The 9,097-nt window shown below is 64.3% G+C and carries 11 protein-coding genes; 5 read left to right on the top strand and 6 right to left on the bottom strand.

The genetic code is table 11. The features are described from left to right. Nucleotides 1-289: RNA polymerase-binding protein DksA (gene dksA, locus IC50_RS17565; protein WP_085973818.1), on the bottom strand; the 289-nt coding region annotated here is incomplete at its 3' end. 216 nt (nucleotides 290-505) lie between these two features. Continuing rightward, nucleotides 506-1,117 (bottom strand): NAD(P)-dependent oxidoreductase, encoded by a 612-nt coding sequence (locus IC50_RS17560; RefSeq protein WP_035707271.1) that lies wholly within the window; start codon nucleotides 1,115-1,117, stop codon nucleotides 506-508. Nucleotides 1,118-1,284: 167 nt separating this feature from the next. Here IC50_RS17560 and IC50_RS17555 point away from each other — a divergent pair, with 167 nt between their 5' ends. Then, complete coding sequence (locus IC50_RS17555) at nucleotides 1,285-1,656, top strand: winged helix-turn-helix transcriptional regulator (protein ID WP_035707267.1); 372 nt, start codon at nucleotides 1,285-1,287, stop codon at nucleotides 1,654-1,656. A gap of 34 nt (nucleotides 1,657-1,690) precedes the next feature. Here IC50_RS17555 and IC50_RS17550 read toward each other — a convergent pair whose 3' ends face one another. Beyond that, nucleotides 1,691-2,104, bottom strand: coding sequence for a flagellar assembly protein FliX (locus tag IC50_RS17550; RefSeq protein WP_035707265.1), 414 nt, complete (start codon nucleotides 2,102-2,104; stop codon nucleotides 1,691-1,693). Nucleotides 2,105-2,404: 300 nt separating this feature from the next. Here IC50_RS17550 and IC50_RS17545 point away from each other — a divergent pair, with 300 nt between their 5' ends. The 4 genes from IC50_RS17545 to IC50_RS17530 all read left to right on the top strand — a co-directional run bounded on the left by IC50_RS17545 (nucleotide 2,405) and on the right by IC50_RS17530 (nucleotide 4,921). After that, entirely contained in the window at nucleotides 2,405-3,529 is a 1,125-nt protein-coding gene (locus IC50_RS17545) for a flagellar basal body P-ring protein FlgI (RefSeq protein ID WP_035707262.1), read from the top strand. Continuing rightward, nucleotides 3,529-3,897: a flagellar assembly peptidoglycan hydrolase FlgJ gene (gene flgJ / locus IC50_RS17540; protein WP_035707259.1), complete on the top strand. Its 369-nt coding sequence runs from the start codon at nucleotides 3,529-3,531 to the stop codon at nucleotides 3,895-3,897. The genes IC50_RS17545 and flgJ overlap by 1 nt, the downstream gene beginning before the upstream one ends. A gap of 11 nt (nucleotides 3,898-3,908) precedes the next feature. Next, complete coding sequence (locus tag IC50_RS17535) at nucleotides 3,909-4,406, top strand: hypothetical protein (RefSeq protein WP_035707256.1); 498 nt, start codon at nucleotides 3,909-3,911, stop codon at nucleotides 4,404-4,406. A gap of 155 nt (nucleotides 4,407-4,561) precedes the next feature. Beyond that, on the top strand, nucleotides 4,562-4,921 hold the full coding sequence (locus tag IC50_RS17530) for a hypothetical protein (RefSeq protein ID WP_035707253.1): 360 nt from the start codon (nucleotides 4,562-4,564) through the stop codon (nucleotides 4,919-4,921). Nucleotides 4,922-5,043: 122 nt separating this feature from the next. On the opposite strand, the gene flaF is transcribed toward IC50_RS17530, so the two are convergent. The 3 genes from flaF to IC50_RS17515 form a co-directional block, all read right to left on the bottom strand. Continuing rightward, nucleotides 5,044-5,412, bottom strand: coding sequence for a flagellar biosynthesis regulator FlaF (gene flaF / locus IC50_RS17525; protein WP_028181463.1), 369 nt, complete (start codon nucleotides 5,410-5,412; stop codon nucleotides 5,044-5,046). Between the two features lie 293 nt (nucleotides 5,413-5,705). Beyond that, nucleotides 5,706-7,994 (bottom strand): DUF1522 domain-containing protein, encoded by a 2,289-nt coding sequence (locus IC50_RS17520; protein WP_035707250.1) that lies wholly within the window; start codon nucleotides 7,992-7,994, stop codon nucleotides 5,706-5,708. Between the two features lie 219 nt (nucleotides 7,995-8,213). Continuing rightward, the coding region (locus IC50_RS17515; RefSeq protein ID WP_035707245.1) for a flagellin at nucleotides 8,214-9,097 on the bottom strand (884 nt) is incomplete at its 5' end.

Raw genomic sequence — 9,097 nt, 5'->3', positions numbered from 1 at the left:
CCGGGAGCCGCTTCAACGAGATCGGCTCGCCGGTTTCCTCGCAATAGCCGTAGGTGTTGTCCTCGATGCGCTGGAGCGCGGCGTCGATCTTGGCGATCAACTTGCGCTGGCGGTCGCGGGCGCGGAGTTCGATGGCACGGTCGGTTTCGGACGATGCCCGATCGGCGAGATCGGGGTGGTTCACGTTCTCCTCCTGCAAAGCCTGCAGGGTGAGCTTGGACTCTTTGAGGATCTCATCCTTCCAGGCGAGGAGCTTCAAACGGAAGTACTCCTTCTGCCGGTCGTTCATGAAAGGCTCTTTGTCGGTCGGTCGGTAGTTTTTCAACTTTTCCAAGGGAGGCCTATCTTCTTAAGCAACGACTCGCGAACGGAACGGGGTCCGTTGAGCCGGGCCTTATATAGCGGCCTCCCGTGACAGACAATATTTCCCTGCCGCCCCGGTCCTCGCCCCCAAGCCCTTGCACAGGAAGGTTTATCCCCGAGGGCTCGGAGGCGGCTGACGGCCCTAATAGCCGACCGTGAAGCGCTGCTTCAGATGGGCGGGCCGTTCGATCTCGTCGGCGAGCGCGATGGCGTAGTCGGCGAAGCTGATCCAGCTCTTGCCGTTCGCATCTGCGAGAAGCTGGTCGGTCCCAAGCCGGAACTTGCCCGCGCGTTCCCCCTCGACGAACAAGGCCGACGGCGAGATGAAGGTCCAGTTCAGGTCTTTTTCCTGCCGCAGCAGGTCGAGGAAGACCGAGCCTGCCTCCGCTTCAGCCTTGTATTGGGCGGGAAAATTGGCCGTCGTGACCAGCTTCACGCCAGGGGCAACCTCAAGGCTGCCGGCGCCGCCAACCACGAGGTAACGACCGACCTTGGAGTCCTTCGCCGCACCGATCAGCTTGAGCGGGTCACTGGCCAGGAAGTGCACGGAACTCACGGCGGCATCGTGCCCGGCCCACAGCTTGGCGAGGCCGGCCTGGTCGAGCACGTCCCCCCTGGTCGGGGTGACGTTGGGCAGGGCTGCGATCTTGTCAGGGTTCCGGGCGATGGCTGTAACCGCGTGGCCGCGGCGGGAAAGCTCCCTGGTGATCTCCGACCCGGCCCGGCCCGAGGCGCCGGCGACTGCGATTTTCATGGAAGGCTCCTTTGCTCGATAGTAACTAATGGTTACTAGATACTGCAAAGAATGCTGGTGTTAAGAGAGCACTTTGTGCTTACCTGATTACGCCAGGGTAACCCGGACGCGCAGCCGATCACACGCAACCGGCACGCGCTCCGCCAGCGACGGAATGAGGACCGACGATGAAACCCGACGTCTACGCAGCGAACTGCCCCACCCGCCAGATCCTCGATCGCATCGGCGACAAATGGGCGGTGCTGATCCTCTTGCTCCTGCGCGAGGAGCCGATGCGCTTCAATCAGTTACGCCGCACGATTGAAGGCATCTCGCAGAAGATGCTGAGCCAGGTTCTCAAGTCGCTTGAACGCGACGGCCTGATCAGGCGCCATGCCATCGCGACGGTGCCCGTGACGGTGGAGTATTCGATCACGCAGCTCGGGCTGACGCTGGCGGCGGCGGTCGATCCCCTGCGCGATTGGGCCGAGCAGAATCTGAAAGACGTGCTCGCCGCCCAGCGTCGCTACGACGCACAGCAGAAGGAGGAAGCGGCCTGAGACCGCTCTGCAAGCTGCTCAGATCGGATGTCGGTCAGGCCTGCCCGGCCTTGGCGAGCTCGACCTCGACGCGCAGCTCGATTTCGGAAAGCACCCCATCGAGACCGGGATCGCCCGAGGACGATTTCAGATTCGCCGCGGCATCGCGCAGGCGCATCACCGTCGACGCATCGAGGTTGCCGGACAGAAGCCCCATCTTGAGATCGTCGAGCACGTCGAGCGCAGTCCTGCCGCGGGCCACCGAGCGCTTGCGGCGCTCGACCGGATCCTCCTCGACGCCCTGCAACGCCAGCAGCGCATCGATGTTGGCGGCGGCTTTCGGCGCGGCAGCGCTCCGCGTCTCCTGCGCAGATGAGGTGTCGGGTAGCACGAAGCTGCCGGAACCCGTCCGCCTGGCCTGGCTGGCCGGCGCTCCAAGCGTGGTGCCGTTCGGTCCGTAGATGCGCATCGGAAGGAATCCGGGTGATCGATGCCCTCACCTTCGCCGTCTTATGGTTAACGGCGCGTAAACAGCCCGGCAAAATCTGCCGAGATGCGGCAGTTTCGCTCCTCAGGCACAACACCCGCTGACACCGGTCGAGACAGATTTATTCAACCTATTCAGCGACCTACCCCGCAGCCCCGGGTTGGCACAGCGCTCGCAAGGAAAGCTGCGGGCCAGCTCGTCATGGGAGTGTCGAGAATGGTCCTTCCGATTTGAGGAGCCTCTCTTCTGGGAGCCCTCTTAGGAGCCTTTGGGGAGCAGAGGATGCCAGGCGTTCGTTGGATGAGGATTGTTGGGGTGGCCTGCGCCGCGCTGTCAGCGCTGGCGCTCTCGGTCACGTCAGCGAGTGCGACCTCGCGCATCAAGGATCTCGCCAACATCGAAGGCGTGCGGCAGAACCAGCTCATCGGCTACGGCCTCGTCGTCGGCCTCAACGGCACCGGCGACACGCTCAACAACATCCCCTTCACCAAGCAGTCGCTGCAAGCGATGCTCGAGCGCATGGGCGTCAACATTCGCGGCGCCACCATCCGCACCGGCAACGTCGCCGCCGTGATGGTCACGGGCAACCTGCCCGCCTTCGCCACCCAGGGCACGCGCATGGACGTCACCGTCTCCGCGCTCGGCGACGCCAAGAACCTCCAGGGCGGCACCCTGCTCGTGACCCCCCTGCTCGGTGCCGACGGCAACGTCTACGCGGTGGCGCAGGGCTCGCTCGCGATCTCCGGCTTCCAGGCCGAGGGCGAGGCGGCCAAGATCGTGCGCGGCGTTCCGACCGTGGGACGCATCGCCAACGGCGCCATCATCGAGCGCGAGATCGAGTTCGCGCTCAATCGACTGCCGAACGTGCGCCTGGCGCTGCGCAACGCCGACTTCACCACCGCCAAGCGCATCGCGGCTGCGGTCAACGACTATCTCGGCGTCAAGACCGCCGAACCGATCGACCCCTCCACGGTGCAGCTGTCGATCCCGCCGGAGTTCAAGGGCAACGTCGTCGCATTCCTCACCGAGATCGAGCAGCTCCAGGTCGATCCCGATCTCGCCGCCAAGATCATCATCGACGAGCGGAGTGGCATCATCGTGATGGGCCGCGACGTCCGCGTCGCCACCGTCGCCGTGGCGCAAGGCAATCTCACCGTCACCATCTCCGAGAGCCCGCAGGTCAGTCAGCCCAACCCGCTGTCGCGCGGCCGCACCGTGGTCGCGCCGCGCTCCAGTGTGACCGTCAGCGAGGACGGCAAGAAGTTGGCTCTCGTCAAGGACGGCGTCTCGCTGCAGCAGCTCGTCGACGGCCTCAACGGACTCGGCATCGGTCCCCGCGACATGATCAGCATCCTGCAGGCGATCAAGGCCGCCGGCGCCATCGAAGCCGACATCGAGGTGATGTGATGCAGACCAGCGCGAGCAACACCCCGCGCCACGCCAACTCTTCGGCCTTTTCGGTGGAGAGCCGCAACGGCCGGCCGGACTTCGAGCTCGCCGCCGCGTTGCAGAAGGTCTCGCCGCAGCAACAGGCCAAGGCGCAGAAGATCGCCACCGATTTCGAGGCGATGTTCCTCAACAGCATGTTCTCGCAGATGACCTCGGGCCTGAAGGGCGAAGGCCCGTTCGGCAACACGCCCGGCACCGGCGTTTGGCGCTCGATGCTGACCGAGCAATATTCCAAGAACTTTGCTCAGGCCGGAGGCGTCGGCGTCGCCACCGACGTCTACCGCACCCTCATCCTGCAGCAGGCGAAAACGATCCGCACGGCATAAGGTCAAACGAGATGAACCATTTCAACGCCTCGCGTCAGCCGATGCAAGCCCAGCGCCCGAACTCCGCGCCCGGCAGCAGCGAGGCGCGCAAGCTCGCCGGGGACCTGATGGATGCGATGAGCGCCCTGCTCGGACTGATCGAGCGCGAGACCGAGCTCGTTCGCGCCGGCAAGGTCCGCGAGGCGATGACGCTCGAGAGCAAGAAGCAGGAGCTGTCGCGCAACTACGTCGGCGCCGTCAGCCAGCTGAAGGCGAACCAGGCCCAGCTCGCGAAATCCGCGCCGGAGCTGCTCTCGACGCTGCATCGCCACCACGACGCGTTCCGCGCGATGCTGCAGGTCAATCTCACCGTGCTCGCGACCGCGCACGCGGTTTCCGAGAGCGTCGTGCGCGGCGTCAACGCCGAAATCCAGAAACGTAACGTGCCGAATACCTATACGGCCGCGGGGCGCCGCGCCGCGCCGGGTCCGCGCCACATCACCCCGCTCGCGGTCAGCCGCTCGCTCTGAGCGCAGAAACAAGCGACAATTTTACGAAAACTTGCGCGGCGATATCGTCGCGCGATTAGGCACGTTTCCTTACCGGGTCTTCAAACCTGGTGTTCCATGGTTGCGCTATTAGAGGGGTTGGGATTTGACTCAAGTAAGGCAACCAGGAGGCTGCCATGAGTACAGATTTCAGCATCAGGCCGGTGGGGATCCCGGCGCCCGCGCAGATCGTAACGACGTCCAACGCGGCGGCGAACGAGGCCGTGCAAACCGATCTGCCAGTGAGCCAGACGGTCGCCGCGGCCGATACCGGCGCACCCGTGCGCAATGATCTGCCGAACCACGAGAACGTCTCGCGCCAGGTCGTGTTCGACCAGGCCGCCGCATCATTCGTCTTTCAGGTCGTCAACGAGAAGACCGACGCGGTCGTCAACCAGTTCCCCGACGAAGCGATGCTGCGCCGGCGGGCCTATTTCCATGCCCTGGATATGAAGTCCGAACCCTCGCGTCCGCTCAGCACGGACGTCAGCGCCTGATCAACGTCGGTCAAGCCGGTCGCAAGGTCGGTGACGAAGTTATTGATCTGTACCCTCGCCGGCATCCATCAGCGTGAGCGCGCTCCGCGGTCGACGAAATGCTCGACCACGACGGTGCTCCGTCACGGCCGTCCGGACAGACCCGCAGCGATATTGCGATTGATCTCGATCAGCGGACGGAAGTGATCGAACTGCGGGCTCATCTGGAGCGCGGCAGTCTGGCTCAGCACGAACACGCTGATGTTGGCGATCTTCTGCCGGACGTCGATCGGCTGCGGATTGGTGTCACGCATCGCCTCGCTCAGGAAGATGGTCCAGAGCTTGCGGTTGAACATCAGGGCCTGCATGGTCTGCTCGCTGAGCGGATCGGCGTTGTTCACCGCGTCCTGGAGCTTGTTGGCGGCCTTGAGCAGGGTCTGCGCCTCGATGTCCCGAGGAGATGCGGTGGTCGTTGCAACACGCGCATAAGCCGAGGCAGCGGAATTCGACATCAATCACACCCTGGAGGTTACCTAGCGCGTTGGACGCGCTTAAGGATTTCTTTCCCAACCCTAGGCAGCACCGCTTAAGATTTGCTTACGTGTGTGCTTGGAAGCGCTCCGGACAATTACGGGGCGCGGAGCTCTTCGTCAGCACAACGCTAGATCCACGCACGCACGATGTAAACTCGCTTGGCGCGATGCGTGTCGATCTCGGCTAATCCTGCCTTAGCGATCTCCCTCAAAAGAACGGCGGAGCGTTAGCCCCGCCGCGAAATCTCGCGTAGCGAACCTGGCTCCCGAAATTAGCGGAGCAGCTGCAGCACGCTCTGCTGCGACTGGTTGGCGAGCGACAACGCGGAGACCGCGATCGACTGGCGCGTCGACAGCGCCTGGCTGTTCGCCGCTTCCTCGTTGGTGTCGGCGAGCGTCAGGTTGGACGAGCCGGTCTGCAGCACGTTGATCAGGTTCTTGGAGAAATCCTGACGCACCTGCACGATCGACAGATTCGAACCGAGTGCGGAGCCTTCCGAGCGCAGCGTGCTCGAGGCTGCGTTCAGGCTTGCCAGCACCTTGTTGGTGGCGCCGTTGTCGATGAAGTCGACGCCGTTGACGAGATTGCTGAGACCGAGGCCCGCCGCATTGAACACCACCCCGTTTATGCTCAGCGTGGAGCTGCCGGTCTCGTTGAAGACGAGCTTCAGCGTGTCGCCGTTGAGCAGGTTGACGCCGTTGAAGGAGGAATCCTGCGACGTCGTGTCGATCTGCGCCAGGATGTTGTTGAACTGGTTGACCAGGTTGGAGCGCGCGGTCTGCGCCACCGGATCCTGGACCGGCGGCTGCGCGGTGGTGAAGGCCAGAACACCGGTGATCGTACCGCCGACTGCGCCGCCCGCGAGGGTCGAACCGAGCGTCGACGAGGCGTATTCGTTGACGGTCGTCACCGTGAGCACACCGTTGGCATCGATCGTCGCCGTCAGGTGGTTGGCCTGCAGCTGCGCATTGAGCTGATCCAGCGTCTTGACGGTGCCATTGGTGCCGTCGCCGAACGTGACGTTCACCGGGGTGCCGCCGTTGAACGAGGTGAAGGTCAGCGTCTTGCCGCTGATGCCGCCGACGCCGGACGTGCGGGCCGCGGTGAAGGCAGTCGCCGTTCCCGTGTTGCCGCTGAGACCGAATGCGCTGAGGGCATTACCGGTGCCGGTGATCGAGAGATCGGCGTTGATGCCGGTGGAGAGCGCAAGCTGACCGCTGCTGTTGACCGACGACGGGATCTGGCCCGAGGTGGTCGACAACGTTGCCGCGCCGTTGAAGATGCTGGCCGTCTTGACGCCGGTCGCGAGGTCGATCGAGTTGAGCAGATCGGTCAGCGTCGCGCTCTGGATGTAGACGGTCGAGTTGCCGTTGCCGTCCGTGACGATATTGCCGCTGACGCCACCCGACGTGACGCTGGCCGCCGATTGCGGCGTTTGCGCGTTCTTGAAGGTGATGGTGTGGCCGTCGATGTTCAGCGTCGAGCCGTCCTGAACGAGGGTCCCGAGCGAACCCGCGGTGGTCGATCGGGCCGCGGTGACGTTGGCGTTGCCGGCGCCGGTTGCGGACGTCAGGCCGAGCGCCTTGAGGAAGTCGGCCTTTCCGGTCACGCTCAGATCGGCGCCGGTCGAGCTCTTCAGCGTGACCTGACCGCCCGTGATGGACGATGCCACCTGAAGCGTGCCGACGGGACCGGCCGAACCGCTGACGGCGATGGTCGCAGCGCCGGCGCTAATCGTCGCGCTCTTGACGCCGCTGGCGAGATCGATCGCGGTCAACAGGTCGTTGACGGTACCGGTCGGCGCAGCACCCGTGCCCATGTAGACGATCGAATTGCCGTTGCCGTCGGTGGCGATGTGGCCGCTGGCATCCAGACCCCAGCCGGTCGGCTGCGTCGCGGGCGCCGCGCCGGTCCGGAAGGTGATGGTCTTGCCGTTGACGGTGATCGAGTCTCCGTCGGCTGGCGACGAGCCGAGGGTGCTGGCTGCCGTGGTGCCGATCAGCGTCGCGGTGCCAGTCAGTGCAGTGGTGCCGTCGGCCGCGTTCACGGCAGAGCCGGTCAACGTGCCCGCAGTCGAGCCCAATGATGCGCCGAGCGCGGCGGCGGCCGTCACCGGCGTCACGCCACCGGGTGCGCCGGTGTAGAGCACATTGCTGTTGGCGGTCGCGCTTGCATACGACGTCGTGCCGCGCAGATCGGCCGGCGTCGCGCCGGGAATAGTGGTCGAGACGTTCGACTTGGTGGAGTAGCCGACGGTGGTCTGCAGCGCCTGGTTGGCGATCGATTTCGCGCTGTCGATCAGCTTTTGCAGCGAGGTGATGCCGGTGTTGGCGGCCTGGAGCACCTGCACGCCGTTATTGATGCCGTCGAGCAGGTTGCTGATGTCGCTCGCCCGGTTGTCCAACCCCTGCGCCGTGAAGAAGTTGGTGGGATTGTCGAGCGCCGTATTGACCTTTTTGCCGGTCGACAGCCGCTCCTGCGTCGTGGCCAGCAAGTCGGCCGTCGACTGCAGCGACAACAGGTTCTGGCGAACGGACGCCGAGAGAACGATGTTGGACATTGGCGAGTCTTCCTCTTGAACCGGATACGAATCGGCCGCGCGGTTGCAAAGCGGGGCTTTTGTCCAGTTCTAGAAGGTGTCCTTTAAAGTATGGTTAACGCCGGCTTAAGCGATAGGGTTAATGCCCGGTGAACGCCCCTTCCCGCCTCCAGACGCAAAAAAGAGCGGCGGGGCGATGGGCCCCGCCGCTCGGCTTTATCCAGTTCTTTCAGCTACTTGTTAGCGGAGCAGCTGGAGCACGCTCTGCTGCGACTGGTTGGCCAGCGACAGCGCGGAGACCGCGATCGACTGACGGGTCGACAGCGCCTGGCTGTTGGCGGCCTCGACGTTGGTGTCGGCCAGGGTCAGGTTGGACGAGCCGGTCTGCAGCACGTTGATCAGGTTCTTGTTGAAGTCCTGACGGATCTGCACCACCGAGAGGTTCGAGCCGAGGCTCGAGGCTTCCGAACGCAGCGTGCTCGAGGCGGCGTTCAGGTTGGTCAGCACCCTGTTGGCGGCAGCGTTGTCGATGAAGTCGACGCCAATCGTCAACGCGGCGAGGCCCAGCCCCTTGGAGTTGTAGGTCACGCCGGTGATGCTCAGGCTCGACTTGGCGGTCTCGTCGAACACCAGCTTGAGCTGGTCGCCGTTCAGGAGGTTGACGCCGTTGAACGAGGAGTCCTGCGCCGTCGTGTCGATCTGGTTCAGGATGTTGTTGTACTGGGACACCAGGTTGGCACGAGCCGTCTGCGCAACCGCGTCCTGGACGGGGGTGGAAGCCGTCGAGAAGGTCAAGGCTGAAGTGAGCGTGCCGCCGATCGCACCGCCTGCCGCCGTCGACCCGAGCGTCGAGGATGCGTAGTCGTTGGACGCAGTGATGGTCAGCAGACCGTTGGCGTCGATCGTGGCAGCCAGGTTATTGGCGAGAAGCTGCGTATTGAGCTGATCAAGCGTCTTGACCGTGCCGTTGGTGCCGTCGCCGAAGGTGACGTTGACCGCCGTACCGCCGTTGAAGGAGGTGAAGGTCAAGGTCTTGCCGCTGATGCCGCCGACGCCGGAGGTGCGGGCCGCCGTGAAGGCGGTGGCGCTGCCGGTGTTGCCGGCGAGGCCCAGCGCGGTCAGCA

It is taken from the genome of Bradyrhizobium genomosp. I (2014), from assembly GCF_000261685.1.
GTDB lineage: Bacteria > Pseudomonadota > Alphaproteobacteria > Rhizobiales > Xanthobacteraceae > Bradyrhizobium.
Note: the sequence above shows the minus strand (reverse complement) of the source record. Positions and strands in the feature narration are given on the sequence as shown.

What these genes read in the sequence shown, in the direction of transcription:
- IC50_RS17560 (WP_035707271.1), bottom strand. Translation starts at nt 1,117, where the DNA reads ATGAAAATCGCAGTCGCCGGCGCCTCGGGCCGGGCCGGGTCGGAGATC.
- IC50_RS17555 (WP_035707267.1), top strand. Translation starts at nt 1,285, where the DNA reads ATGAAACCCGACGTCTACGCAGCGAACTGCCCCACCCGCCAGATCCTC.
- IC50_RS17550 (WP_035707265.1), bottom strand. Translation starts at nt 2,104, where the DNA reads ATGCGCATCTACGGACCGAACGGCACCACGCTTGGAGCGCCGGCCAGC.
- IC50_RS17545 (WP_035707262.1), top strand. Translation starts at nt 2,405, where the DNA reads ATGCCAGGCGTTCGTTGGATGAGGATTGTTGGGGTGGCCTGCGCCGCG.
- flgJ (WP_035707259.1), top strand. Translation starts at nt 3,529, where the DNA reads ATGCAGACCAGCGCGAGCAACACCCCGCGCCACGCCAACTCTTCGGCC.
- IC50_RS17535 (WP_035707256.1), top strand. Translation starts at nt 3,909, where the DNA reads ATGAACCATTTCAACGCCTCGCGTCAGCCGATGCAAGCCCAGCGCCCG.
- IC50_RS17530 (WP_035707253.1), top strand. Translation starts at nt 4,562, where the DNA reads ATGAGTACAGATTTCAGCATCAGGCCGGTGGGGATCCCGGCGCCCGCG.
- flaF (WP_028181463.1), bottom strand. Translation starts at nt 5,412, where the DNA reads ATGTCGAATTCCGCTGCCTCGGCTTATGCGCGTGTTGCAACGACCACC.
- IC50_RS17520 (WP_035707250.1), bottom strand. Translation starts at nt 7,994, where the DNA reads ATGTCCAACATCGTTCTCTCGGCGTCCGTTCGCCAGAACCTGTTGTCG.